The organism is Streptomyces atriruber (genome assembly GCF_001418325.1).
Lineage (GTDB): Bacteria > Actinomycetota > Actinomycetes > Streptomycetales > Streptomycetaceae > Streptomyces > Streptomyces atriruber.
Genome location: NZ_LIPN01000092.1, coordinates 34,261 through 60,237, shown reverse-complemented (window position 1 = coordinate 60,237; position 25,977 = coordinate 34,261). Strand labels below are relative to the sequence as shown.

Below are 25,977 nucleotides of genomic sequence, written 5' to 3'. Positions count from 1 at the left end.
CGGCGGCGTCGGCAAGTCGGCGCTCGCCGTGCACGCCGCCCACCGGCTCGCGGAACGGTTCCCCGACGGCCAGCTCTACGCCGACTTGCGGGGCTCACACCGCGCGGACCGTCCGGTCCCGCCCGCCGTCGTCCTCAGGCGCTTCCTCGGCGCGCTGGGTGCGCCGAGGCCGTACGCGGGCAGCGCGGAGGACGCGGCCGCCGCCTACCGCACGCTGCTCACCGAGCGGCGGGTGCTGATCGTCCTCGACAACGCCCTGGACGCGGCCCAGGTGCGACCGCTGCTGCCCGCGGCGCACGGCTGCGCGGTCCTCGTCACCAGCCTCGGCGTCCTCGCCACCCTGAACGGCGCCACCCACCTCCACCTGACGCCCCTGCCCCCGCCCGCGTCCATCGCGGTCCTCGGCCTCTGGGCGGGACCGGGGCGGCTGACCGCCGAACACGGCGCCGCCGAGGTCATCGCCGGGCACTGCGGTCACCTCCCGCTGGCCCTGCGCATCGCGGGCGCCCGCCTCGCGGCCCGGCCCCGGTGGCCGGTACGGGAACTCGCCGACCGGCTCGCGGACCCCGCGCGCCGGCTCGCCGAACTGTCCTTCGCGGATCTGGACATGCACGCGGCCCTGGCGGCCGGTCATCGGGAGTTGCAGGCCCGCGGGCCCACGGGCCGGGCGGCCGCTCTCGCTCTTCCGCTGCTGGCGGCGGAGCAGGGCGAGCTGACGGTGGCGGAGGCGGCCGTGACAACCGGCGGGGCGCTGTCGGCGACGGAGGTGATCCTGGAGCAGCTGGTCGACGTGCAGCTCCTGGAGTCCCGGGCGCCCGGGCGCTACCGCTTCCACCCGCTCACCCGGCTGTTCGCGCTGCGCGGCCCGGTGCGGTGACCGCTCAGCGCACGCCGCGTGGCCGGAACTGGATGCTGATGCGGCCGCCGGTGGCCCGGGTGGACTTGGGAATCGCGTGCTCCCAGGTCCGCTGGCAGGTGCCGCCCATCACGATCAGGTCGCCGTGGCCGAGCGGCTGCCGGACGGTCGAGCCGCCGCGGAGGGGGCGGAGCAGCAGGTCGCGGGGGGTTCCCACGGAGAGAATGGCGACCATCGTGTTCTCGCGGGCGCCCCGGCCGATCCGGTCGCCGTGCCAGGCCACGCTGTCGCGCCCGTCGCGGTAGTGGCACAGCCCGGCCGTCGTGAACGCCCCGCCGAGCTCGGTGGCGTAGTGCTCGGAGAGGGCCTGCCGGGCCTCGTCGAGGACGGCGTGGGGGAGGGGCTCGCCCGCGCCGTAGAAGGCGAGCAGGCGTGGCACGTCCACGATCCGTTCGTACATCTGGCGGCGCTCCGCCTTCCACGGGACGTCCGCGGCCAGCCGTTCGAACAGGACGTCGGCGCCGCCGAGCCAGCCCGGCAGCAGGTCGATCCACGCGCCGTCGCCGAGGACCGTCCTGCGGACCCCGCCCAGAGCGCCCAGACGCACGTCGTCGCCCTGGTCGAAGAGCGATCCCTGGAGCTGGTGCGTTGCCATGCGGCCAGTGTAACCGTGAATCGAACACGTGAGCTAATGGGGAAGTGGGCCGGTCCGGAAACGGCGCGGGGGCGTGTGCCCGGCCGGGCACACGCCCCGTGGGGACCGTCGGGTCGGGGGGGGCTACCGCTTCCCCGTGAACAGCCGGTACGCGAACAGAACGATCACGGAGCCGACGATGGCGGCGATCCAGGTCGAGAGGTGGAAGAACCCGTTGATCGAGTGAACACCGAAGACCACCTTGCCCAGCCAGCCGCCGAGCAGCCCGCCCGCGATGCCGATCACCATCGTCACCAGGCAGCCTCCCGGGTCCTTGCCGGGAGTGAGGGCCTTGGCGATGGCCCCGGCGATGAGACCGATCAGGATCCAGGCGATGATGCCCACGAGAACGTTCCTCTCTTTGTGCTCGGGTCGGCGCTGGATCTCCAGGCCGACACAGAGCGGATGTCCCCTCGACGACGACTCACACAGGACCAAGGTCACGTTTGACGGGACCAATGGCACGCCGGACTCCGGCGGGCGGGTGAGGTGCGGGGCGCATATGGTGGCCGAGCGGCATACCGGAGACAGCCATGACGTCAGCGAAGAACAGACCCGTCGATGTGGCACAGTGCCTGCTCCGCACCGGCGTGGGCGGCTTCGACTGGGACCTGAAGACCGGCGAGCTCGGGCTCGACGCCGGATCCCTCGCGGTCCTCGACCTGCGTCCCGACGAATTCGACGGCCTGGTGACCTCGCTGCAGGGGCGCATCCCTCCTGAAGAGGCCGTACGCATCAACTACGCGGTGACCGAGGCCGTCGCATCCGGCAAGGACCTGTACGGCGTCTACTTCCGGGCCCGGCACCGGGACGGTTCGAACCACCTCGGCCACGCGCGCGGACACATCGTGCGCGACGACGAGGGCCGGGCGGTGCGCGTCCTGGGAGTCCTGCGCACGGCCTCGGACGACGCGGCGGAACTCGCCGCCATCGACCCCAGGGAGGAGCGCCGCCAGGGCATCGCCCTGATGGTGCAGGGCACCACCCAGGCCCTCTCGCGGGCCGTCACGGTCGACGACGTGGTCGCCGTCCTGTCCGGCGCGAGCGGCCTCGACCGGTTCGCCGCCGACGGCCTGGTCCTGGGACTCGTCGAGGGCGAGAACCTGAAGCTGATCGCCCTGGTGGGCCAGACGATGCAGGCCCTCGACGAACTCAAGCTGCGCAAGGTCGACGAGTCGCTGCCGCTGGCCGAGGCCGTCATGACCCGTCAGCCCCGCTTCGTCGGCTCGCTGCCCGATCTCTCGAGCCGGTTCACCCGTCTGGGCCCGTACATCGAGCACATGCGTCTGGACTCGGCGGCGTTCCTGCCGCTCGTCGCCCAGGACCGTGCCATCGGCGGACTCGCGCTCTTCTACCGCGGCCGGAAGGACTTCACCGACGCCGACCGCAACCTCTGCATCGGGCTCTCCGGCATCGTCGCGCAGTCGCTGCAGCGGGCCATGCTCTTCGACGAGGAGCGGGACCTCGCCAAGAGCCTGCAGGCCACGATGTTGCCGCGCGGAGTGCCCGACGTCGCGGACTCCGAGGTCGCCGTGCGCTACCACGCGGCCTGGGGCGGCCGTGATGTCGGCGGAGACTTCTACGACGTCATCGCCCTGCCCCGCGGCCGCATCGGCCTGGTCGTGGGCGACGTGCAGGGCCACGACACCCACGCCGCGGCCATCATGGGTCAGCTGCGCATCGCCCTGCGGGCCTTCGCCGGTGAGGGGCATCCGCCCGGGACGGTCCTCTCCCGCGCCTCGCGGTTCCTGGCCGAGCTGGACACCGAACGGTTTGCCACCTGCACCTATGCGCAGTTCGACCCCGCCACCGGCATCGTGCGCGCCGTCCGCGCCGGGCATCTGCCGCCCCTGGTGCGCCACGTGGACGGCCGGGTGGGCGTGCCACGGGTCCCCGGCGGGCTGCCGCTGGGCCTCGCCACCGAATTCGGCATGGAGGACTACCCCGAGGTCCGCCTCGACCTGGTGCCGGGCGAGACCATGGTGCTCTGCACCGACGGACTCGTGGAGGACGCCGCCCTCGACCTCGACACCGGCATGCACAACCTCGCCCAGGTGATGAGCGAGGGCCCCGAGTCGGCCGAGGCCCTCGCGGACCACCTCTCCCGCGCACTGTGGGAGAGATGGGGTTCGAGCGACGACGTGGCGCTCCTGGTCCTGCGCAGGCTGCCCGACCCGGGGACCCTCCAGGAACCGCGCATCCACCGGTACGTCCACCAGGCCGACCCCGAGGGACTCGCCGACGCACGGGCCGCACTGCGCGAACACCTCGCTTCGTGGGGGTTCGGCACGGTCGCCGACGACGTCGAAGTGGCCGCCGGGGAACTCCTCGTCAACGCCCTGGTCCACACCGACGGAGGCGCCATCCTCACCCTCGAAGTGCTCTCCGGTCCCCCACGCCGCGTCCGCCTGTGGGTGAAGGACCGTTCCAGCACCCGCCCCCGCAGGAGGTCCCCCGCGGAGACCGCCACCTCGGGCCGGGGGCTGCTCCTGGTGGAGGCGGTGGCGGCGAACTGGGGAGTCGAGCCGCGGGGCGAGGGCAAGGCCGTGTGGTGCGACTTCGCGGTGCCGGACGACTGACCGCCCGCGGCCCGACGCCCGGGCGCCCGGCGCCCGGTAGCCGGCCACCTTCGCCGAGACCTGCTCCGGTGTCAGCACCTGGTCCTTGACGTGCAGGACGTAGTCCACCTGCTGGTCGTACGAGCGCGGCGTCGTGCTCGACTGCCCCGCCAGATACGCGGCGTCGTGCGTGCCGAACAACTGCCCGTCGACGTAGTAACGGATGGAGCTGCCGTCGATGGTGAGCGCCAGGTCGTGCCAGCCCGCGTAGCTCCGCCTGCTCTCCGTGTGCTGGTTGACGGCCTGCCACGGGTCCGGGGCGTAGGTCTCCCAGGAGGTGGTGTAGAGGATGTTCGAGGGCTCGCCCCAGCCGCCGTTGGGCAGATACTCGAAGTCGTACTCGGCGTAGTCGTCGGCCATCGGCGCCTTGAGGTCGTTGATGGTGAAGAACGTCTGCACCAGGTGGTCGCCGTCCGGTCCGCCGCGCGGAGCGTCACTGAACTTCACGCGCGCCGCGTACGTCCCGTTCTTGCGCCTCCTCCACCCGGGGCGTCGTCCAGCAGGCCCCTGACACTCCCCGGACCGGCCTGCGCCGCGCCGGGCCCGACCGTGGTTACCGTTCCGCCATGGCCGACTACCGCATCGAGACCGTACGCAATGGCGAACGCGACTGGACAGCCCGCAACGACCGCGGCGCCGAGGTCCGCGTCGCCGCCGCCGACAACCCCGACGCCCAGCCCTCCTTCACCCCCGTGGAGCTCCTCCTCGCCGCGCTCGGCGGCTGCGGCGGGCTCGTCGTGGACCGCACGGCACGCACCGTGGACCACGACGCGCTGCGCATCGTCGTGGACTCGGTGTCCCGGCCCGAGGACGACGGCCGCGTCGGCGTCGTACGGGTCTCCTACGAACTCGACCTGCCCGAGGGCGACACCCGAGCCGCCGAAGCCCTGGAGCGGGCCATCCGGCTGACCCACGAGAAGTACTGCACGGTCAGCCGCACCGTGGAACACGGTGCGCGCGTCGAGGCGATCGGCCCCGACGGGACCACCCTCTTCGCCGGGGGATGACCGGACGAGCCCCTGCCGACGGCCCGGGAACCGTCGGCAGGGGACCGGTCAGGACAGCGGCTCCACCCACACGTCGCGGAAGCGCACCTTGTTGCCGTGGTCCTGCAGCCGGATCGCACCGGCCGCCGCCGACTCGGCGTCACCCGCACCGGTCGGACCGTCCACGGCCACGTCGTCGTGGACCTTCTCGCCGTTCCAGACCACGGTGACCCGGGCGTCCGACGTCTTCTTGCCGTCCGCGTCGAAGCGGGCGGCACGGAAGGTGATGTCGTACGTCTGCCACGTCTCCGGCGCCTTCGACGCGTTACGGTCGGCGGCCTTCTTCTGATAGATCGCCCCCGCCTCGTTGTCCGCGAGCTTCTCGACGCCGTACGAGTCCAGGATCTGCACCTCGTAACGCTCTTGGAGGTAGACCCCGCTGTTGCCGCGGTCCTGCCCGGTGACGTCGTCCGGCAGCTTCGGCACCCGGAACTCGACGTGGAGCCTGAAGTCCTCGAAGGCCTGCTTCGTGCGCAGATCGCCGCAGCAGACCTCCATGGACCTCTCGGCCTTGTGCGGCCATGCGGCGCTGCGGCCATCGGTGTGCTGCCAGGCGGTGGAGACGCTGCCGCCGGAGAACAGATCGATCCTGGCGCCGGGGCGGCGCACGTCCAGCGCGTCGAGGTTCACATGACCGCTGTCCTCGGCGCCGACGGCGTAAGCGATCGTGTTGTGCCCCTTGCGCAGGGCGAGCCGTTCGGTCTTCGTGGACCAGCGGTTCCACTCGCCCGTGGACGGCAGCCTCGTCTGCTTCGCCGCGCCGCCGTTGACGCTGACCCCGACCGTCTTGGTGCCGGGGGCCGGATGCGGACCGTTCGCATAGCGCAGCCCCACGTCGTAGGCGCCCGCCTTGTCGACCACGACGTCGAAGCTCGCCTTCGCCCCCTTGTCGCCGAAGCCGTCGACGAAGCCGCCACCCGTGAAGCCCGCGTGCTCGTTGTCGATGTCGGCGCTGCCGGACAGCTTCGCGGACTCGGCGTCGTACGTGGTGACGGGCTCCTGCGGCCCCGGCTTGGCGTTGAGGGTGTACCAGGCCTCGGTGGACCACAGCTGCTCGCCCTCGGCGGACGAGAACGGGCGGGGCGACCGCACGTGCACCACACGGTCCGGCTTCAGGCCGGGGACGGTGAGCCGCACCGTGCGCCGGTCGTCCGAGAGCTTCGCCGAAGCGACCGGCAGCGACTCCTCGTCGACCTTCGGACCGCCGTAGTCCGGAGTGGGCACATAGCGCCACTGCTCGACCGAGTACGCGCCCTCGGTCAGTTTGGCCGCGGTCTCCTCGGACAGGGGCTTGGTGTAGGTGAGGTCGAAGCCGTCACGTGTGGCGCGCATCGTCTTGATGTCGAAGGCGGTCTTCCCGCTCGGCGTCAGCTTCTGCAGACCGAAGCGGAGCTTGCCCTCCTGGCCCCAGTTGCCGTCCGCGCCCAGGCCACCGGTGTAGATCGCGCCGTCGGGACCCTCGCTGATCCGCGAGACACCGGCTTCGAGTCCCTGGGTGTGCCGGAACACCGCACCCTGGTACTCGCCGCCGACCTTCTCCAGATCCGCGCGCTGCAGCCCGCCGTACGTGACGTCACCGAAGACCATCTGCCCGGCGAACGGCCCCTTCTTCAACCGCATGGGAGTGCTGGGCGAGTTGGCTATCTCGTTCTGCGGGAGCCAGAGGACCGGCTTGGTGACGGGCTTGTCGTCGTAGGGCCCGTCGGGGTTCATGTAGTGGTTGAAGAACCGGTCCTGCTTGATGTGCACCAGCTTGGAGGCGGGCAGCCAGCCGCCCTGGTTGTCCGTGACGAACAGGTCGCCGCCGGGGCCGCGCCCGATGCCGTTCGGGGTGCGCAGGCCCCCGGCGAGGTAACTCACCTTGCCGGTCGCCTTGTTGACCTTGATGGTCGTGCCCCGGTTCGGAGCGGGCTGCGGGTCGGTGGTCGCGCCGCCGTAGTTGATGGCGACGGAGAGGTTCAGGTAGAAGTCGCCCTTCTCGTAGAGCAGTCCGAAGGCGAACTCGTGGAAGTTCTTGCCGTACGGCCACTCGGCGATCTTCCGCTTCTCGTCGGCGACGTCGTCGCCGTTCGTGTCGTTCAACTCGGTCAGCTGGTGCTTCTCCGACACGTACAGCTTTCCGTCCACGTACTTGATGCCCATCGGCTCCCTGAGCCCGTCGGCGATCTTCTTGTACGTGACCTTCTCGGGGGCGGTGTCCCCGGTGACGTGGTCCAGGAGATAGACCTCGCCCTTCGTCTCGGTGCTGCCGCCCCAGGTGGAGATCGCGAGGCGTCCGTCGGGCAGCCAGTCCATCGCGGAGACCTGTGGCTCGAAGCCCTTGGGGCGCAGCTCGGTCAGCTTGTAGCCGGGGTTGACCTCGGTCAGCGGAAGGCCGTCGCCAGGGGTGTCGTACGTCCCCTCGCACTCCTTGCGGCCGGGCGCGGTGACCCGGACGACGTCGGCGTCGGTGCTGAGCACTGAGTTCGGCACGACCTTGAACTCGCTCGCGCCCGGCGGCTTCCACTGCAGGGTGACCTGCTGGTCGCCGCCCGCGTCGAAGTGGTCGATGCGCAGCGGCTGATAGCCGGCGTTGAGCGTGATCTTCCCGTCCTTGGGCTCGGCGCCGTGCAGCCCGTCGTGGTCGATGACCTGCTGGTTGCCGAGGAAGAGCCGTGAGCCGTCGTCGCTGATCAACCGGAAGTCGTACGCGCCCGCTTCCGGCACGTTGAGGTTGCCGATGATCTGCGACACGAAGTTGTTGCTGAAGCCGAATCCTTCGGTCGACGTCCAGTCGGCCGTCGGGATCAGCTTGTCGACGTTGGGGGTCTGTGCGGGCTTGAGGTCGCACAGCTTCTCCAGCGGGGTCTGCACGTCGAACACCCGCAGGGTGACACCGGGTTCCTGGGGCGGCAGGTCCGCGAACGGCCGCGGTTCGTCGTCCGCGGCCGCGGCGGGCGTGAGCAGACCGCCGCCGAGAAGGGCGGCGAGCAGCAGTCCCGTGGATCTTCGAGCTCTGCGGTGGGGGTTGCGGGTTCGGCCGGAATTCGGCCTGGGGCGTGGCTTCACTCTTCCTCCTGCGTGGTTCCGACATGGGTTACGCAGATCTCTGTGGCAAAGCGACGCTCAGCGTAGGGACGGTGCCGGAGGACGTCCACACTTTGTCCAGAGAAAGGAAGAACGAAGGGCGGGTGCGGGCCGCCCAATCGGGCGAATGGCGGCCGACGGTCGGCTGTTCGGACCGGGTGGGCCCGTGGGGCCGCGTTATGTCTGTGCAGTGATCACGCTTCCAGCCCGTGCGTTCCTCGCGTCCGCTGTCCCGGCCGCCGTCCTCCTCGGCGCCCTCGGCCCGGCGCCGTCGGCCGCCGGGGCAGCGCAGGGCCCCTCCCTGGACGCGCGGGTCACCGCCGTCTCCGCGCGTGAGCTGGGCCGCAGCTGGCATCCGGGGTGCCCGGTGGCGCCCGCCGGACTCCGGCGCGTCCGGATGAACCACTGGGGGTTCGACGGCCGCGTCCACGCCGGTGAACTCGTCGTGCGCAAGCAGGCCGTGCGGCCGCTGCTGCACGTCTTCGGCCGGGCCTTCGACGCCCGGTTCCCCATCCGCCGGATGCGGCCGATGGCGGCGTTCGGGGGCAGTGACACGGCGGCCATGAGGGCCGACAACACCTCGGCGTTCAACTGCCGTGCCGTCACGGGCGATGCGTCCAGGCTCTCGCAGCATTCGTACGGGGACGCCGTGGACATCAACACGCTGGAGAATCCGTACGTGGACCGGAACGGACGCGTCTACCCCGCCGCGGGAGCCGCCTTCCTGGACCGGCGCCGCACCGCGAAGGGCATGATCAGATCCGGCGACGTCATCACGAGGGCGATGCGCAGGGTGGGCTGGCAGTGGGGCGGGCGCTGGCAGCCCCCGGACTACCAGCACTTCTCGGCCAACGGGCGATGACAGTCCCTTCGGGCCACCGGGGCGTTGGGGCCCGAAGGGACTGGTCCGGCTGGGTCCGGCGTGCCGCGCTCGTCGGCGCTACGCCGCCGGGTCGATGCGGGACACGGCTCCGCCCAGGTCGAGCACGTACAGCTCGCGGTTGCCGCCCTGCACGAAGGAGACGACCTCACCGCCGTTGACTCCCAGGTCGTTCACCCCGGTGACCTTGCCGTCCTTCATCTCCAGGGCGCGGACGGTGCCGTCGCAGTAGTCGCTGAACAGGTACTGGCCCTTGAGCTCGGGGATCGCCTTGCCCCGGTACACGAAGCCGCCGGTGACGGAGCAGCCGAGGCCGTTGCGGTCGTACTCGTGGACCGGCGGCACGTGGTTCGCGGGCTCGGTGCCCTCGCGGAAGGGGTGGGTGCCCTCCATCTGCGACCAGCCGTAGTTCTCGCCGCCCTTGCTGCCCGCCGGAGCCCGGTCGATCTCCTCCCAGGCGCTCTGGCCGACGTCACCGATGAACACGTCGCCGCTGCCCGCGTCGAACGAGAACCGCCACGGATTGCGCAGCCCGTACGACCAGATCTCGTCCTTCGCCTTCGGGTCGCCGACGAAGGGGTTGTCCGCCGGGATCGCGTACGGCTTGCCGCCGCGCGGGTCGATCCGCAGCAGCTTGCCCAGGAGCGTGTCGAGGTTCTGCCCGTTGCCGTGCGGGTCGCCGCCCGATCCGCCGTCGCCGAACGCGATGTAGAGGTAGCCGTCGGGGCCGAACTTGATGTCGCCGCCGTTGTGGTTGGCGTAGGGCTGCGTCTGGGTGAGGACGGTGCGCCGGGTGTCCGGCTGGAGCTTGCCCTTCCGCACGGCGAACTCGTCGATGGTGCTGGTGCCTTCGAGGTTCGTGAACGAGATGTAGAAGTGCTTGAAGTCCTTGTCGAACGCGATGCCGAGCAGGCCCCGCTCGCCGTCGGTGGTGGTCTCCGCGGAGATGTCGAGGACGGGCTTGCTGAGCCCCTGCCCGGTCAGAGTCCTTACGGTTCCCGCGCGTTCGGCGATCCAGACCGTGCCGCCTGGACCGGCCGCACCGGCGGACGGGTTCTTGGCCGTGGCCACCTTGGTGAGCGCGACCTTCGCGGCCTCGCGCGGGGCGGCGCCTTCGTCGGCCGATGCCGTGGTGAGGGCGAGGGATGCGATGAGGCAGATGGAGCCGATGACCGCCGTACTTCTGGTGCGAACTTTCACCGTGATCCTCCTGGAGGCCGTGTGCAACCGGGGTGGGGGGATGGTGCGGTGTGCCACTGGCCACGGTGAGAATACTGGGGCAGGAGTTCTTGGTATAGACCATGAACCCGTCGTTCTCCGCCTCGTAGACTGCCTCCGTCAAATGATCATGCTTCACCATGTGGGGGGAAACGCATGTCCATTCGTACCGCTCGACGGAGGCGGACGGCCCGCAGGAGCGGCGCCGTGGCGCTCGGCGTCGCGGTCGCCCTGGCGGGAGCCACCGGCACCGGGACCGCGGCCGAGGACTCCGGCCGGTCCGGTTCCAGCGGCAAGCACGCCGCCACCCAGCGAGCCGTCGACGCGCTGGCAGAGGCCGGAATGCCGGGCGTGGCCGCCGAGGTCAACGGCCCGCGGGGCAAGTGGTTCGGATCCGCGGGATACGCCGACACCGCGACGAAGCGCGAACGCACCGCGGCGGACCACCTGCGCGCGGGGAGCAACACCAAGTCCCTCATCGCGGTGGTCCTGCTGCAGTTGGAGGCCGAGGGCAAGCTGAGCCTGGACGATTCCGTGGAGCGCTGGCTGCCCGGCGTCCTGCGCGGCAACGGCTACGACGGCACCAAGATCACGGTGCGGCAGCTCCTCAACCACACCAGCGGCGTGCACGACATGGTGTCCACGCCGGAGTGGCGGGAGTACATGAACGGTCCCGGCTTCCTGCTCCACCGCTACGAGACCTGGAGTCCCGAGCGGATCGTCGGCCTGGCGCTCAAGTACAAGCCCGACTTCGAGCCCGGCACGAGCTGGAACTACTCCAACACCAACTTCGTGCTCGCCGGGATGATCATCGAGAAGGCCACCGGCCACACGTACGCGGACGAGGCCGAACGGCGCATCATCAAGCGCCTGAAGCTGCGCGAGACGTCGTTCCCCGGCACCGACCCGAAGATGCCCGCCCCGTACGCGAAGGGCTACTCCAAGCTGTACGCCGAGAACCCCGGCCCCGAGATCCACGACGCCACGGAGTACAACCCGGCGTGGTCCGGCGCGACCGGCGAGGTCATCAGCACCACGGGAGACCTCAACCGCTACTACAGCGCCCTGATCAAGGGTGAGCTGCTGCCGCCCGCTCAGCAGCGGGAGTTGCTGGACACCGTCGAGACGGGCACCTTCTTCGAATACGGCGCCGGTCTGATCGTCCGCACCCTGTCGTGCGGAGTGAAGGTCTACGGCCATGACGGCATCGTCTGGGGTTCGCTGACCAGCACGGCGACCACGGCCGATGGCAAGCACACGCTGACGTTCCACCTCAACGGCGACTGGCTGGAGGACGGTCGGCTCTACGAGAACGTCTTCGAAGCGGAGTTCTGCGGCAAGGGATAAGGGACTGCGGTAAGGAGGAGCGGCCGGGGCCTTGAGCCGCCGTGCCGCGTCAAGCGGTGTGCGTCGGTATCCGCCGGCGCACGTCGTCGTACAGGTTCCGCATCGCCATACGGTAGAGCTCGGACTGGTGGACGCCGAGGAATCCGGTGTGCCCGAACACCTCCAGGACGACCATGCCGTGCACATAGCCCCACACACTGAGCATGAGGGCGGTCGCGGCGGGCGGCAGGGCCCCGTCGCCCGGTGACGTCCCGTCCGCCGGTGGCGACAGCCGGGTCAGGTGCCCCAGGAACTCGGGTGACAGCAACCGGACGTCGGCGGCCGCCAGTTGCTCCGGAGTGAACCCCCGGAACAGCTCCCGCTCGAAGACCGCGCTCATCCTTCGGTTCGCCTCCGTGGTGGGACCGTCGACGGGGGCGTGGTAGTGCCTCAGCGGCGCTCCGTAGAGGAGCTGGAACCGCTCGGGGTTGTCGATCGCCCATCGGCGGTAGCCCTCGGCCGCGACGATCATTCCCGGCAGGTCCGGCTCGTCCGGCGTGCTCTCCGTCGCGGCCTGCACGGCGTCGGCCAGGTCGTCGTACGCCTTGGTGATGAGCGCCGTCACCAGGTCGTCCCGGCTCGGGAAGTAGTGGTACAGCGCCTGCACGGTCATGCCCAGGCTCCGGGCCACCGCGCGCAACGACAGTGCGTGCGGGCCTTCTTCGGCGATGTGGGACTCGGCGGCGCTCACGATCTCGTCCACGGCGACGGCCCGCCGCCGCTCGCGCAACGACGGCCTGGCTGAAGGGGCTTCACGGATGGACATACGGCGACCGTACGCCGGTAACCCTCGCCACGGCACCGGAATCCGATAACCCGTGAAGAAAATCTAACACTGCTCAATTTTGTTGTGCCCCGCTAGCGTCGGCAACGGCGGCGAGGAGCTCGACACCGCACGGTCGCCCCGCCCGCCGCATGCCTCATCCACCGCGAATCCGAACTCCGAAGGAGAAAGCGCGTGTTCGAACGCATAGCGGAGCTGGCGATCCGCCGGTCCCGGCTGGTACTCATCGTCGCCGTAGTGGTCGTGGCCCTCATGGGCGCCTTGGGAGCCGGTGCGTTCGGGAAGCTGCTGGGGGGCGGCTTCGACGATCCGGCCTCCCAGTCCTCCCGGGCCAGGGACGTCATCGACGAGAAGCTCGGCGGAGAGACGAACCTGGTCCTCCTCGTCCGTGCCGCCGACGGCCGCATCGACGCCCCCGCCGCCCGGCAGAGCGGCCGGGCACTGGTCTCCGACCTCAAGGAAGAGGCGGACCTGCAGAACGTGGTCTCGTACTGGGACACGCGGAGCCCCGACCTCCGTTCCAAGGACGGCCGCGAGGCCATCGTGCTCGCCCGGGTGAAGGGCCACGACGCGGAGCAGCAGGAGAACGCCAAGGGCGTCATCGACGACTATGCGGGAACGTACAAGGACACGCTCACGGTCAAGGCCGGAGGCAGCGCGGGCGTGAGCTACGAGATGGGGCCGCAGACCGAGGAGGACCTCGTCCTGGCCGAGACCATCGCCGTGCCGCTGATCCTCCTGCTGCTCCTGGTCGTCTTCGGCACCCTGGTCTCCGCGCTGCTGCCGCTGGCCATCGCGCTCATCGCCATCGTGGGCGTGTTCGCGGAGCTCTACGTGGTCGGCAGCGTCACCGATGTCTCCGTCTTCGCCATCAACCTGACCACGGCGCTCGGTCTCGGACTCGGCGTCGACTACGCCCTGTTGATGATCAGCCGGTTCCGCGAGCAGCTCGCGGCGGGGGCGAGCGTGGAGGACGCCGTCCGCAAGACGATGAGCACGGCGGGCCGTACGGTCGCGTTCTCCGCGGCGACCGTGGCGGCCGCACTCGCGGCGCTCATGGTGTTCCCGCAGTACTTCCTCCGCTCGTTCGGCTACTCCGGGGTCGGTGTCGTCGTCATCGCGGCCCTCGCCTCCCTGTTCGTGATGCCCGCGCTGCTCAACGTGCTGGGACACCGGGTGAACAGCGGGCGGATGCCGTGGGCGAGGCGGGCGCGCTCCGGGGCCCGGGAGTCGGGGTGGGGGCGCATCGCCCGCACCGCCATGCGGCGCCCGGCGCTCACCGCGCTGCCCGTCCTCGCGGTGCTGCTCCTCGCGGCGAGCCCGCTCCTCGGCATCACCTTCGGCACGGCGGACGAACGCGTCCTGCCCGAGGACGCCAAGAGCCGTGAGGTCTCGGTGTCGCTGCGGGAGAACTTCCACGGCAACGACGCGGCGGCGCTGCACGTCGTCATCGACCAGGCCGTGCAGAAGGGCCCGTTGGCGTCGTACGCGGCGAAGCTGTCCGGTCTGGAAGGTGTCGCCCGCGTCGAGACCAGTGCGGGCACCTACGCCGACGGTCGGCCCGAGGCGACCGGCCCCGGCAACGCGGCGCTCGGCCGCCCCGCCGCACAGCAGCTCAACGTGGTGAGCACCCTGACTCCGAAGTCCGACGCGGCGAAGGACCTGGTCGAGGAGGTCAGGGCGGCCGCACCGCCGTCCGGGACGCAGCCGCTGGTGAGCGGCGGCGACGCCGAACTCGTCGACTCCAACGCCTCGATCGCCGACCGGCTGCCGCTCGCCGTGGGCCTGATCGTCGTCACCACCTTCCTGCTCCTCTTCCTCTTCACCGGCAGCATCGTGCAGCCGCTGCGGGCGCTGGTCCTCAACGCGGTGAGCCTGGGGGCGACCGTCGGCGTGATGACCTGGATCTTCCAGGACGGCCATCTCTCCGGAGTGCTCGGCTTCACCGCACAGCCGATGGAGACGTCGATGACGGTGCTGATGTTCTGCGTCGCCTTCGGCCTCTCGATGGACTACGAAGTCTTCGTCACCAGCCGGATCAAGGAACTGCACGAGCTGGGCGAGGACAACGAGTCCGCGGTGGTGGGCGGCCTCGGGCACACCGGGCGCATCGTCAGCGCGGCGGCCGCGCTGATCGCGGTGAGCTTCTTCGCGTTCGGTACGGCCGAGATCAGCTTCATGCAACTCTTCGGCCTGGGCAGCGGGTTGGCCATCCTCATCGACGCCATCGCCGTACGCGGCATCCTCGTCCCGGCCGCGATGCGCCTGCTCGGCCGCTCCGCCTGGTACGCACCCGGGCCGCTGCGCAGGTTCCACGACCGGTTCGGTCTGAGCGAGGACGGGCCCGTGCCCGCGCCGCGGGGGCCCGTGGCGGTGACCCCGCAGGAGAAGGATTCGGCGGGCGTCTGACGCGAATCGAGGGGACGCCGGGACGCGACACGGGTGAGGGCCGCCCGTGTCGCGTCCCGGCGTTTCGGCGTTCCGGTGTTCTCGTCGTCAGTCGACGTACGACGTCGATCGGCGCCGGTTCACTCAGACCTCCACTCGTGACCTCCGTCACAGCGCTCTCGGTATGTGCAGGTGGCACAGTCCGTGGCGAACGGAATCTCGGGTTCCGCAAAGAAGTTCGGCCACCGGGTTAACCCGAGGCGCGCGACGGCGCGATGTAGGGGCGAGGACGATGTCCTCCCGGGCGCGCAACGGGGCGCTCCCGGCCGGCCGTGCGAACCGAAAAGGAGCAGTCCGTGAGGCCTCAATGGGCCTGGCATCCTGCCGAAGGGGGTGCGGGGGGTGACTGAACCGTCTGAGCAGGAGCACCCTCTGATCGATCCTGCCGAGCTGACAGCCGACTTCGAGACGTTCTTCCGGGAGCACGAGAAGGAGTTCCTCAAGTCGGCGGCTTCGCGGGTGCGCAATGTGCACGACGCCGAAGAGGTGGTCCTCAACGCGGGCGTGCGCATCTACCGCAAGTGGCCGCGGATTCATGCTCATGCGAATCCCGTTGCGTACGCCCATCAGATTCTCAACTGGGAGATAGCCACCTTCTTCCGGAAGCAGGCCCGGATAACCGACCGGGAGACGCCTTACGGGGAGTTGCCCTTCGCCGATGTCCCGGCCGCCGACGACCTGCTCGCCCTCAAGGACTACGAGGAGCTGGACCGGGCTCTGGAGCGCCTGGAGGAACGCGCGCCCGTGCGGGCGGCCTGCGTGCGGCTGCGGTTCCTGTGCGGACTGACCAACCACGAAGTCGGGGAATGGCTGGAGATCAGCCCGGACTGCGTGAAGGTGCACGTGTGCAGAGGCCTCAAAGACCTTCAATCCCTCATGGATCTCCCCACTCGGGGAAAAGGAGATTCCTGATGCTGGAAGACATCCTGCGCAACAGCGCGCAGGAACTGGATCTTCAATTCGAAGCCCACGACAGCGACGCCTTCATGCATCGCCTCGCCGTCCGGATCACCCAGGACGCCTCCTTGCCGCCGCGTGTCCAGAGCGGCGCCGCCGCGGCCAAGGAGGCCCCGGGGCCCGCACGCCGTACGGGCGCCTCGCGGCCCCGCTCGCGGCGTGGGGCGCGCCGCCGCCCCACGCCACTCTGCCCACCCGACCCCGCGGCCGCGCCGGACGCGGTCCTGGAGCACGTGCGGGGGCTGTGCAGACAGGTGGTGAGCTCCGCGCACATCGACTCCCTGGCCGACTTCGCCGACGACTACGACGAGGCCGGGGCGCGGACGTTCGCCTGTCTGCTGTACGTGCTGGACCGGCGTGAGGGCGCGCTCTTCTGGTGGCGGTTCGCGGCCGGTGCGGGCGATCCGCTGGCCGCGTACCTGCTGGCGGCGCACCACGCGGCCGTGGGGACGGTCCCGGAGGCCCGCGTGTGGCGGGCGTTCTCCCGGCTGCTGGGATTCGCCGAGCGTCATTTGCCCCGGCTGGAGCGGGGCGCTTCGCCGTACGACGACTCCGGGGCGCGGGAGTTGCTCGGGGGCAACGACACGGTTCTGCGGGCCTTCATGAAGACGGACGACGTGGCGCTCGCGGTGAGCCGGTGAGCCGGCGCCGGGCCGCCCCGCGTGCGCCGTCGCGCCCGCCTATAGCAGAAGCAATTCGCGGGTGCGGGATTGTTCGGCGTAGTGGATGCAAAGAGGCCGCAGGGGGTCTACGAAAGTGTCCGATCGGCCCGAAAATGCACTGCAGTTGGGGGCAAATGTCCGAATAGCTTTGCGCATACCGTGTCACTACGCTCACCGAGCGCGAGCCCGTTCTCTTAGCGGGGTCCCGGGCTCGCGCTCTTGATGAATGCAAACCAAGAAAGAGGACGCGATACATGCCCCATTTCCCTGGCCGCTTCCGGTTCGAGCGCACTCGGCGCCGAACCGGTCCCGACCATAACAGCGCACCGGGCACCCCGTATATGACGGGCAACACTGAACACCCGGCAGGCAACAAACCTGGCAACCCGCTGGTCACGGCCCTGCAGGCGCCGCCGCTGATCGTGTTCTACGGCGAGCCGAGCCTCTCCGAAACCACAGCGTCCCTCGTCATTGCCGCTGTGTGGATGGGCGGGGTGTATCTGCTCGGCCGCACCGGACAGAACTGACCGGACCACCGGAGGCCGGCTTCAACGGCTGGCCTCCGGTGCCACGCCGGTGCTCCAGTTCCCGACGAAAAGGGGATTGGATCACCGGCGCCTGTCACGGAATGCACGGCCGTAGCAGTGTGGTGGCCCGAGCCTTTGGCCACCTCTTTTGCCAGGAAGGGACCTCTCATGAATCAGCCGAACATGCGAGAAAGGGTATGCCCGCAGTGCGGCACCACCTGGATTTCGCAGGGCGCCGGACGCCCCGGCATCTACTGCGGCACCAAGTGCCGCCAGGCCGCCAACCGTGACAGCAGGAAGAGCCGCCCGGAGCCCCCCGACACCCGACTCGTCGACGAGCAGCTCCTACAGGACTTCCACGCCATCCAGGACGAGGTCGAGGAACTGCTCGGCTCCCTCGACTACTCCGGTGCGCCGCCCGAAGACCCCCTGCGCATCCTGGTGCGCATCCAGCAGCGACTGGACGCCGTCACCATCGGGCTGGTCGGCCGCGCCCGGGCCCGCGGCGCGAATTGGACGAACGTCGGGTCGGCCATGAACCTCACCCCGGACACCGTCCGCCACAAATACGCCACCGCCATGGAGCGTTACCAGCGCAAGCGTGCACCGCGTCCCCAACGCCCGTCGGGGCCCGCGCCGCGCAGACCGGCGGGGCCCGACGAGGGCCCCGGCCCCGGCCCGGTCCGATACATGATCACCGGCACCTTCGGCCAGCACGCCGACGAGGAGGGTGCGGACGTCGTCGTCTGTGCCGAAGAACTGGCCCCCGCCCTGGCCTCCTTGCACCGCGCCAGCGGGCGCACCCTGCGTTCGGTCGCCGAACAGGCCCGCCTCTCGCCGAGTTACGTCTCGCGCATCTTCGCAGGCGAACGCCTGCCGTCCTGGTCCGTCGTCTGCCGTCTGGCCCGTGCCTGCGGCGCTTCGCCCGCCCAGCTGCGGCCGTTGTGGGAGAACGCCCTCACCCGGCGCGGCGCGAAGCGGAACGCCGCACCCTCCCTGCATGCGGCGCTGCGCTATCTGCACCGGCGCGCCGGGTGCCCCGATCCGGTCCAACTGGCCGCGGGGAACGGCCGTCTGACCGTCCAAGAGATCACCGCCATGCTGGAGAGCGCCGCGGTGCTGGACTGGGAGACCGTCCAGCAACTCGTCTTCGCGCTGAACGGCGAAGCCGCCTACTTCGAGCCGCTCTGGCACACCGCCGCACAGAACAGGCTGGCGCTGACCGGTCGGGCCCTGCCGCTGCCACCCCTCGCGTGCCCGAGCCGCGGAACGACGGGCCCCGTCGCGGTCTTCCGGCTGCTGACCCAGTTCAACGGTGTCCTCAAGAGCAACCCGCTGCTCACCGAGCACATGCGGATGCAAGTGCGCCGCACCATCGCCCGGCGGGCGAGAGCGGCGGCCCTCTGAGGGCGGGCGGGCCGCCTCGCATCACGGCCAATGTCACTTAGTGACATGCCGTCCCTTGATGAGAGGGCAAGGGAGGGTGCGAGGCGCCACGACCACGAAGCAGCGCAGCGGGGGAGGGACGAGCGAGCAGCGGCGTGCGCGGCTGCGCCTGGAGATCTCCCGGGAGACGGCCCGCCTCTTGTGGGAGCAGGGCGTGGCCGCGACCGGCGGCGACCAGATCGCCGAGGCCGTGGGCCTGCCCACGCGCACGATCCGGCGACACTTCCGCGGCAAGGAGAGCTGCGCGGAGCCGGTCATCATGCAGGGCGTGGTCACCCTGCTGGGCGTGCTGCGCCGCTGGCCCCGGCACAGCTCCCGCGAAGACCACCTGGATGCCGAGCTGACCGCCAGCAGAACCGGTCACGCCGAGCCGCCCGTCGCCCCTGCCGACGAGCAGCTCGCGATGAGGATGATCCGGCTCGCCGACACCGCACCGGCGTTGCGCACGGCGTGGCTGATGGCCTGCGACCAGGTGGGGCACGAACTGTGCGCGATCATCGGCGCACGTCTGGACCGCCCGCCGACCGACCTCGGGATCCGCATGTACGCCGCGGCACTCGCCGGGGTGGACCTGTCCGAGTCCGAGGACGTGACGGCCCTCGCCCGGCGCTGCGCCCACGCGATCCGCACCGCCACCTGAAGTGACCCCCAGGACGACCGACCCCGAGGACGAAGAGATGCACTCGCTGGAGCAGGGGAGTCGGGGGCGGATCGCCGCCGCACGCCTGGACGCGGCCTCGCGGCCCGACGCGGTCTCCTGGCCGGCAGCGGCTTCCCTGATGGTCCCGGCAGACATCGCCACCGAGAACGACAGCACGGTGAACGACGTCCGGGAGTACCTGGCCCACGACGAGTGGGAAGTGGCCCTCACCCTGCTGGAGGAACTCGGCGGTGACACCGACGCGCTGCCGCCCGGCTTCTGGGAGTCCCTCGCCACCGCCGCCGAGCGGACGCGGCTGGACCGGAGCGCGGCCTGGTGCCGCTGGCGCTCCCACGAGACACGCCACGGCATCATCGTCCGAGCCGACACCCTCACACCCGCCGGTGCGGGCCGCCGCAGGGCACCGCTCCCGGGGGCCGGCGTCCTGCGCCCCCTGTGGGACATCGGACACCGCAACGCGTCAGGCGGACCCGACCTCTGCGTCGCCGCCCTCTGGGCGGAGCTGCCCCCCCCCTCCGTGGAGCCCGGCCGCCGGGCCGTGGTCCGCCTCGTCCCGCTCTCCCCGTCGAAGTGGCGGCACCTGAGGATTTCCGCAGGCAGGGCGACGCTCCCGCTTCAATCGACCGATGTGGGTTACACAGTGTGTGTGGTCCCTGATGGGCGGGGCCGAGCACGCAAGGGCGGTCGGAGCACGTGGTGGAGCGGTTGCGCAGGGGCGGAGTCTGGGCGGCGCGGGCGTGGGGCTCGTCCGGGCACGAGCGTCACACGGTGCTCCTGGTCGCGAAGTCTGTGCTGGCGGCGACGCTGTCGTGGTGGATCGCGCACGACCTGATGAACGCCGCGTCCCCGGCGTTCGCATCGTTCTCCGCGGTGCTGACCATGGACGTCACCCTCCAGCGGTCGGTGTGGGAGACGCTGCGCTACATCGCGGCGGTCGTCGTCGGGGTGGCGGTGCAGGCGGCGATCGGCTTCACGGCAGGACCCGAGCTGTTCGCCTTCGCCGTGGTCGCCGTCATCGCGCTGAGCCTGGGCCAGTGGACCGCGCTGGGGGAGCAGCGCTCCCAGGTCGCCACCGCCGCGTTCTTCGCCTTCTCCACCTACACCGCCGCCGCCACGAACGCCGACAGGGCCCACCAGCTCGGGCAGATCGTCCTCCTCGTCCTCATCGGCTGCGGCGTAGGGCTGGTCGTCAACCTCTGCATCGCGCCCCCACTGCGCTACCGCAGCGCCGAGCAGGGCCTGCGCGCCCTGGCCGCCGAGATGGCATCCCTCCTCGACGACATGGCCGACGGCCTGTGCAGCGGCGATGTGGACGCCGAGCGCGCCGAGCAGTGGCGCAAGGCGGGCGAGCGCGTGCAGGAGGCGGTGGGCCAGGCGCGGGCCGGGCTGAGCACGGCGGAGAACAGCCTGCCCTTCAACCCCCGTCGGCTGCTGCCCGCCCACCGCGGCTACCTCTCGTTCGGCCGCTACCGGCAGGCGCTGGACGCCATGGAACGCGCGGTCTACCAGCTGGGCTCGCTCACCCGCAGCCTCGGCCGCTGGCGAGAGACGGAGGACACCTACACCTACGCCCCGGCCCTGGAGGTCTACGCCGACTTCGCCGCGAGCCTGCGCGACATCGCGCACGTCATCGCCGAACTCGACACCGACACGCTGGCCGACCAGGCAGAGCAGATGTGCGCACTCGCGACGACCGCCCAGGAGGCGCTCCGGAAGGTGCTCGACGTCGCACAGGAGTACGGGCTGCCGCTGGCCGACGCCTCCCGCCCGTACGGCGTCCTGATCGTCGAGGCCACCCGCCTGATGGAGGAGTTCCAGAACACCTGCGACGTGCTCCAGGACACCGCGGACGCCTGAGCGGCACGCGACCCCGGCCGCCCGCCCCGGTTCTGGATCACCGTCCGGACCCGGCCATAAGCTGGGAGGCATGAGGACGCGACCCACGTTGACCTGGGAGCCGCAGGGCGACCTGCCGCCCGCCTCGACCGACCTGTCGGCGGTCGTCGCCGCGGTGCGGGCGGGAGGCGTCGTCGTACTGAGCGGAGCGGGCCTGTCGACGGAGTCCGGCATCCCGGACTACCGCGGGGAACACGGTTCGTTCCGCCGCAACCACGTGCCCATGACGTTCCAGGAATTCACCGGCAGCGACCACGCGCGCCGACGGTACTGGGCCCGCAGCCAGCTCGGTAGGCGGCAGCTGGCGGGAGCCGGACCGAACAGCGGCCACCGGGCCGTCGCGGCCCTGGCCGGAGCGGGCCTCGTCACCGGTGTGATCACGCAGAACGTCGACGGGCTGCAGCAGGCCGCCGGAGTGCGGGACGTGGTGGAGCTGCACGGCACCCTGAGCCGGGTGATCTGCCTGGACTGCGGCGCCGCCGTCGACCGCGCGACGCTCGACGACCGGCTCCGGCAGGCCAACCCCGGCTTCGAGGCCGTCGCCGAGCGGCACCGCGCCGCGCAGGTCAATCCGGACGGTGACGTGGATCTGCCCGACGACGCGGTCGACGGGTTCCGGACGGTGGCGTGCACGGCCTGCGGCACCGGCGTGCTCAAGCCGGACGTGGTGTTCTTCGGCGAGAACGTGCCGCCCGAGCGCGTCGCGGCCTGCCGGAGCCTCGTCGACGGGGCGACCACCCTGCTGGTCCTCGGCTCCTCTCTCACGGTCATGTCCGGCCTGCGCTTCGTGCGCCAGGCGGCGCAGTCCCGTACGCCGGTCCTGATCGTGAACCAGGGCCCCACCCGCGGCGACCGCTGGGCCACCCGCATCGAACTCCCCCTGGGACAAGCCCTGACCGACGTGGTGGCCCGGACGCTCCCGCCGACGTGAGGCGGGCCGGGAACGACGGGTTGGACATCCCGGGGCCACCTCTGGCAACGTCGCCCGTCCGTTCCCGGACCCGAGGGGAGAGACACGATGATCGAAGTGAGCACGCGCAGCGTCAAGGAAGCAGTGGCCGCCGAGCAGTTGCGTGCCGAGACCACGACGCTCGACATTCCAAAGGGATTCGACCTCTGGACGCCCGAGGAGATCGCTGAGTGGCTCGACCGCGTCGAGGACGACCCACAGGTCTCCGACGCCGACTTCTACGCGGCTCAGCAGGCCGTGCAGCGGGTGCTGGACGGCGAGCGCGCCTGATCCCCGTCCGTCACGGCAGGCGTACCGCTCGCAGGACGGTGTCCTGGGTGTGGTGCGTGTCGGCGGGGGCCGGGGTCGTGCGGGGCCGGGTCTCGTCGATCAGGACGCTCCAGGCGGAGTCGAGGAGCGGGGCGATGTCGTCCGCCTGGTAGTAGTCGGCGGGGTCGAACTCCTCCGACCGGTGGTGGGCCAGGTCCGCGAGGGCGTGGCTGCCGAAGAGCAGGGTGCCGCCGGGCGCGACAGCGTCCAGCAGGCCGTGCAGCGCCGCGTCACCGCGTTGGCGGCGGAGCGGGAAGTACTGGAGGGACACCAGGTCGAAGGCGCCCGCCGGGGGCGGCGTGGTGGTGAGGTCGGCCTTCGTCCACGCCACGCGGTCCTCGATGCCGAAGGCGGCGGCGCTCGCGGCGGCGCGTTGCAGGGCGACCTCGGAGACGTCGACCGCGGTGACCCGCCAGCCGCGCCGGGCCAGCCAGAGCGCGTCGGCGCCTTCGCCGCATCCGACGTCGAGTGCCCGGCCGGGCGGCAGGTCACCGATCTCGGTGACCAGCACCCCGTTGGGGTTGCCGCTGAAGATCTGGTCGCGGCTGCGGTACATCTCGTCCCAGCGCTCGGCGTCCATGCCACCCGGTCCTCTCGACGTTCTTCGGTGAGGGGCCAAGGTGCGCCCCCACCGGCCACGAGCGCAAAGTTCTTTGCGGAAAGCGCAAACGGTGAGGTCAGCCGGAGACGGGCAGGGCCTGCGGATCCACCTCGCAGTGATCCAGCGAGTCGACCAGGCCGCCGCCACCGATCTCGACCCGCGCGGTCGCCTTGCCGTTCGCGGGGACCCTGACCTTCTCGCTCTGCTCGATGATGGTGATGCCCTCGGCGTCCACGAACGTGACCGAGACCCAGAAGCGGCCCGCCTCGGCGTTGCTGTTCGTGACCTTGACGGTCGCGTACGGCGCCGCCTTCGTCGCGCAGCGGACCAGTTTCGCCTTCCCGTCCTCCGTGCGACGGCCCTCCGGCGAACTGGAGGCGGAGGAGCGGTCGTTCGGCAGCCGCCTGCGGGTGCCGCCGCTGTCCCCGTCCCGGCCCCCGCTGCTGCTGCCGTACACATCGTCATCGTCGTCGTAGCCCGAACCGGATGACGTCGAGCCGGAAGAGCCCGATCCGGAAGACCCCGAGCCCGAAGAGCCCGAGCTGCTCGACGACGAACTGTCGTGATCCTGGCTCGAGTTGCTGCAGCCGCCTCCGCCGCCGCCCCCGCCACCGTGGCGACTGCCGCCACCGTGCCCCCGGCCGGTCGTGAAGCCGGTCAGCGCGAGCGAGGTCAGCGTCAGTGCGGCCGTGATCTTGAGTATGCGCCCCCTGTTTGCCATCCGATCATTCTTGTGAGCGGGTGACCCGTCTGGCAAATGGGCGCGGTAGGAGCGCCTATGAAGGATCCCGGTCGTCTCGGCCGTCCCGGTCAGAGGACGGCCACACGTAGGGCAGGTCGTCGGGGACGTCGGGGAAGAGCAGGGCGTAGACCTCGGGCGCCTTGCGTACCAGTGCCGACCGATGGCTGCGGTGGAAGTCCGGATCCCCGAGCCAGGGCGGCAGTTCGTCCTCGTCGGCGAGCTCCTCCTGGGTGCGCACGGCGGCGCCGGGACGGTGCCGGGCGAAGTCGGTGACCATGGTGGTGGCGCAGGTGTCGGGGTGCCCGTCCGCCACCCACACCGCGCACACGTCGAGGCCGTAGCGGACCAGGGCCTCCTCGTAGCCGGTCCACATGCGGACCGCGGGGTGGTGCCGCCAGCCGTAGCTGGGCACGGTCAGGCCGCGCAGCACCTGGAGGGCCTCGACCCGCTGCTTGCCCAGGCGGGCCCGGTCCAGGACGGCGGCGGTCCGCGAGAAGTCGGAGTACGGGAGGAAGGTCTGCACGCACCATCCCTACCGCGGCGGCCCCGCTCCCGCCCGCCGGCGGCCCCGCGCGTACGGGTCGCGTCGCCCGCGTATGGGTCACGCCGCCCGTGTACGGGGCACGCCGCCGGTCACGGCAAGGGGCCGCCACGGGCGGTGACCCACAGGTCGTACCACTCCTCGTGGGTGAGCTCGGGCTCGCGGCTCACGGCGTCGTGGCAGGCGAGGATGCGCTCGGGCCGACTGGTGCCGATGACGGGGGCGATACGGGCCGGATGGCGCTGGAGCCACCACAGCAGGATCGTCTCCGGTGTCGTCCGTTTGCGCTCGGCCAGGTCGGCGACGAGCCGCGCGGCCGGTGAGTCGAGAGCGCCCGTGTAGCGGCCCTGGGCGAGGGCGCCCCAGGCCTGGAGCTGGATCTCGCGGGCGTTGCAGTACTCGACGGTTCCGTGCGGGAAACCGTTCCCGGCCGCGGCCGAGGTGTTCACGAGGACGCCCGCCTCGACCCAGTCCCGGCTGCTCAGGCTCATCTCCAGCTGGTTGGCCACCAGCGGGAGATCGAGGTGGGCCTGGAGGTGCTGGACCTGCGCGGCGCTCATGTTGGACACGCCGAAGCGGCGTACGAGCCCCTGTCCGTGCAGCGAGGTGAGGGCCTTCGCGATGTCCTGCGGGTCGGCCAGCGGATCGGGGCGGTGCAGGAGCAGTACGTCGATCACGTCGGTACGCAGCCGGGTGAGGCTCTCCTCGACGCTCCGGACGATGTGCGGCGACCGCAGGTCGTACATGCCGGGGTGGTGCCCGTCGGCCTGCCGGATGCCGCATTTGGTCTGCAGGACGATGCGCTCCCGCAGGTCGGGCGCCCTGGCGAGGAGTTCACCGAAGACCGCCTCCGACTTGCCGCGCCGGTAGATGTCGGCGTGGTCGAACGCGGTGATGCCGATGGCCAGCGCGGCCTCGACCGCGGCCTCGGCGTGGGCGATGTCCGCAGCGGTGTACGGGGCGCCGTCCCAGGTGCCGCCGAGTCCCATGCACCCGTACAGCGGCCGCCCTGCGGGTGCGTCGGTCTGTGCAGTCATGCGTTGCCTTCCCTCGGGTCGCCCTGCCTGGAGCACGGCTCCACGGCGCTGTCGCCTGTTCCGCCCGGGCCGTGTCCTCCGCTCACGTCATGCCCGCGAAGCGCGGTGTCACGCGTGGCTGTCGGACGCATGGTCCGGAACCGCCACTCCGGCCGACGGCCGTGGGGCAGAATCGGTCGGGCACGACCCGCCCCGGAACGAGCAACGCCCCGGAACGAGCAACGCCCCGGAACGAGAAGCGCCCCAGGCACCGCCGAGGAGACCGTGACCGAATCCCCGCAACCCGGCCGCCACGGCGGGCTCTCCGTCATGTGCTCCGCGGTCGACGGCGTGCGCATCGTCGCTCTGCACGGCGAGATCGACCACGCCGTCACGGACGAGCTCAGCCGGGCCCTGATTCCCGTGGACGGCGCGACGCCCCCGCGGACCGTGGTCGATCTCAGCGACGTCACCTTCATGGACTCCAGCGGCATCAACGTCTTCATCGACGCGCACCACCGAGTGAACGAATCCCGGGGATGGCTGCGCATCGCCGCCCCGCAGGAGCCGGTCCTGCGCGTCATCCAGCTCATCGGCCTCGACGCGGTGATCCCCTGCCACGCCACGCTCGAACAGGCCAGGACCGCCTGACG

At 70.9% G+C, this 25,977-nt stretch carries 23 protein-coding genes and 2 pseudogenes; 15 read left to right on the top strand and 10 right to left on the bottom strand.

The genetic code is table 11. From position 1 onward, the window contains the following. A pseudogene (locus AOK03_RS10760) lies at positions 1-877 on the top strand (AfsR/SARP family transcriptional regulator); the annotation flags it as partial. A 4-nt stretch (positions 878-881) separates the two neighbouring features. Here AOK03_RS10760 and AOK03_RS10755 read toward each other — a convergent pair. Continuing rightward, positions 882-1,511: an alpha-ketoglutarate-dependent dioxygenase AlkB gene (locus AOK03_RS10755; RefSeq protein WP_055564955.1), complete on the bottom strand. Its 630-nt coding sequence runs from the start codon at positions 1,509-1,511 to the stop codon at positions 882-884. A gap of 123 nt (positions 1,512-1,634) precedes the next feature. Then, the gene (locus tag AOK03_RS10750; RefSeq protein WP_055564954.1) at positions 1,635-1,895 is read right to left on the bottom strand and encodes a GlsB/YeaQ/YmgE family stress response membrane protein; all 261 of its coding nucleotides are present in this window, start codon (positions 1,893-1,895) and stop codon (positions 1,635-1,637) included. Positions 1,896-2,083: 188 nt separating this feature from the next. On the opposite strand from AOK03_RS10750, the gene AOK03_RS10745 reads away from it, so the two are divergent. Then, positions 2,084-4,129, top strand: coding sequence for a SpoIIE family protein phosphatase (locus tag AOK03_RS10745; protein WP_055564953.1), 2,046 nt, complete (start codon positions 2,084-2,086; stop codon positions 4,127-4,129). A 24-nt stretch (positions 4,130-4,153) separates the two neighbouring features. On the opposite strand, the pseudogene AOK03_RS43935 reads toward AOK03_RS10745, so the two are convergent. After that, positions 4,154-4,639: pseudogene (locus AOK03_RS43935) on the bottom strand (glycoside hydrolase family 16 protein); the annotation flags it as partial. A gap of 95 nt (positions 4,640-4,734) precedes the next feature. On the opposite strand from AOK03_RS43935, the gene AOK03_RS10740 reads away from it, so the two are divergent. After that, on the top strand, positions 4,735-5,175 hold the full coding sequence (locus tag AOK03_RS10740; RefSeq protein WP_055564952.1) for an OsmC family protein: 441 nt from the start codon (positions 4,735-4,737) through the stop codon (positions 5,173-5,175). A 48-nt stretch (positions 5,176-5,223) separates the two neighbouring features. Here the strand turns inward: AOK03_RS10740 and AOK03_RS10735 are convergent, their stop codons facing one another. Then, positions 5,224-8,262, bottom strand: coding sequence for a 3-keto-alpha-glucoside-1,2-lyase-like domain-containing protein (locus AOK03_RS10735; RefSeq protein WP_055564951.1), 3,039 nt, complete (start codon positions 8,260-8,262; stop codon positions 5,224-5,226). Positions 8,263-8,470: 208 nt separating this feature from the next. Here AOK03_RS10735 and AOK03_RS10730 point away from each other — a divergent pair, with 208 nt between their 5' ends. Continuing rightward, positions 8,471-9,142: a M15 family metallopeptidase gene (locus AOK03_RS10730; RefSeq protein WP_244177562.1), complete on the top strand. Its 672-nt coding sequence runs from the start codon at positions 8,471-8,473 to the stop codon at positions 9,140-9,142. 78 nt (positions 9,143-9,220) lie between these two features. On the opposite strand, the gene AOK03_RS10725 is transcribed toward AOK03_RS10730, so the two are convergent. Beyond that, positions 9,221-10,360 (bottom strand): PQQ-dependent sugar dehydrogenase, encoded by a 1,140-nt coding sequence (locus AOK03_RS10725; RefSeq protein ID WP_055564950.1) that lies wholly within the window; start codon positions 10,358-10,360, stop codon positions 9,221-9,223. A 174-nt stretch (positions 10,361-10,534) separates the two neighbouring features. Here AOK03_RS10725 and AOK03_RS10720 point away from each other — a divergent pair, with 174 nt between their 5' ends. Continuing rightward, positions 10,535-11,725 carry a serine hydrolase domain-containing protein gene (locus AOK03_RS10720; protein WP_055564949.1) on the top strand — a complete coding sequence of 397 codons (1,191 nt, stop codon included), beginning with the start codon at positions 10,535-10,537 and terminating at the stop codon, positions 11,723-11,725. Positions 11,726-11,774: 49 nt separating this feature from the next. Here the strand turns inward: AOK03_RS10720 and AOK03_RS10715 are convergent, their stop codons facing one another. Next, positions 11,775-12,530, bottom strand: a complete 756-nt coding sequence (locus AOK03_RS10715) for a TetR/AcrR family transcriptional regulator (protein WP_055564948.1) — start codon at positions 12,528-12,530, stop codon at positions 11,775-11,777. Between the two features lie 192 nt (positions 12,531-12,722). On the opposite strand from AOK03_RS10715, the gene AOK03_RS10710 reads away from it, so the two are divergent. The 9 genes from AOK03_RS10710 to AOK03_RS10665 all read left to right on the top strand — a co-directional run bounded on the left by AOK03_RS10710 (position 12,723) and on the right by AOK03_RS10665 (position 22,385). Next, positions 12,723-14,957, top strand: coding sequence for an MMPL family transporter (locus tag AOK03_RS10710; protein WP_055564947.1), 2,235 nt, complete (start codon positions 12,723-12,725; stop codon positions 14,955-14,957). A 381-nt stretch (positions 14,958-15,338) separates the two neighbouring features. Further along, positions 15,339-15,908: an RNA polymerase sigma factor gene (locus AOK03_RS10705; RefSeq protein WP_157868917.1), complete on the top strand. Its 570-nt coding sequence runs from the start codon at positions 15,339-15,341 to the stop codon at positions 15,906-15,908. After that, positions 15,908-16,594 carry a hypothetical protein gene (locus AOK03_RS43930; RefSeq protein WP_244177561.1) on the top strand — a complete coding sequence of 229 codons (687 nt, stop codon included), beginning with the start codon at positions 15,908-15,910 and terminating at the stop codon, positions 16,592-16,594. The genes AOK03_RS10705 and AOK03_RS43930 overlap by 1 nt, the downstream gene beginning before the upstream one ends. 275 nt (positions 16,595-16,869) lie before the next feature. Beyond that, positions 16,870-17,142: a hypothetical protein gene (locus AOK03_RS10695; protein WP_157868916.1), complete on the top strand. Its 273-nt coding sequence runs from the start codon at positions 16,870-16,872 to the stop codon at positions 17,140-17,142. Positions 17,143-17,325: 183 nt separating this feature from the next. Further along, positions 17,326-18,549: a helix-turn-helix domain-containing protein gene (locus AOK03_RS10690; RefSeq protein ID WP_157868915.1), complete on the top strand. Its 1,224-nt coding sequence runs from the start codon at positions 17,326-17,328 to the stop codon at positions 18,547-18,549. Positions 18,550-18,625: 76 nt separating this feature from the next. Then, a complete protein-coding gene (locus AOK03_RS10685; RefSeq protein WP_244177560.1) occupies positions 18,626-19,228 on the top strand; it encodes a TetR/AcrR family transcriptional regulator in 603 nt (200 codons plus the stop codon). A 717-nt stretch (positions 19,229-19,945) separates the two neighbouring features. Further along, entirely contained in the window at positions 19,946-21,106 is a 1,161-nt protein-coding gene (locus AOK03_RS10675; RefSeq protein ID WP_107097973.1) for an aromatic acid exporter family protein, read from the top strand. A gap of 70 nt (positions 21,107-21,176) precedes the next feature. Beyond that, entirely contained in the window at positions 21,177-22,076 is a 900-nt protein-coding gene (locus AOK03_RS10670) for a Sir2 family NAD-dependent protein deacetylase (protein ID WP_055564941.1), read from the top strand. 96 nt (positions 22,077-22,172) lie between these two features. Then, complete coding sequence (locus AOK03_RS10665; RefSeq protein ID WP_157868914.1) at positions 22,173-22,385, top strand: hypothetical protein; 213 nt, start codon at positions 22,173-22,175, stop codon at positions 22,383-22,385. Between the two features lie 10 nt (positions 22,386-22,395). Here AOK03_RS10665 and AOK03_RS10660 read toward each other — a convergent pair whose 3' ends face one another. The 4 genes from AOK03_RS10660 to AOK03_RS10645 form a co-directional block, all read right to left on the bottom strand. Then, the gene (locus AOK03_RS10660; RefSeq protein ID WP_055564939.1) at positions 22,396-23,004 is read right to left on the bottom strand and encodes a class I SAM-dependent methyltransferase; all 609 of its coding nucleotides are present in this window, start codon (positions 23,002-23,004) and stop codon (positions 22,396-22,398) included. A gap of 97 nt (positions 23,005-23,101) precedes the next feature. Next, positions 23,102-23,746 carry a hypothetical protein gene (locus AOK03_RS10655; protein ID WP_055564938.1) on the bottom strand — a complete coding sequence of 215 codons (645 nt, stop codon included), beginning with the start codon at positions 23,744-23,746 and terminating at the stop codon, positions 23,102-23,104. A gap of 55 nt (positions 23,747-23,801) precedes the next feature. Then, entirely contained in the window at positions 23,802-24,290 is a 489-nt protein-coding gene (locus AOK03_RS10650) for an MSMEG_6728 family protein (RefSeq protein ID WP_055564937.1), read from the bottom strand. A gap of 110 nt (positions 24,291-24,400) precedes the next feature. Continuing rightward, positions 24,401-25,345, bottom strand: coding sequence for an aldo/keto reductase (locus AOK03_RS10645; RefSeq protein WP_244177559.1), 945 nt, complete (start codon positions 25,343-25,345; stop codon positions 24,401-24,403). Positions 25,346-25,609: 264 nt separating this feature from the next. On the opposite strand from AOK03_RS10645, the gene AOK03_RS10640 reads away from it, so the two are divergent. Then, on the top strand, positions 25,610-25,975 hold the full coding sequence (locus tag AOK03_RS10640; RefSeq protein WP_244177558.1) for an STAS domain-containing protein: 366 nt from the start codon (positions 25,610-25,612) through the stop codon (positions 25,973-25,975). Positions 25,976-25,977: the final 2 nt, after the last annotated feature.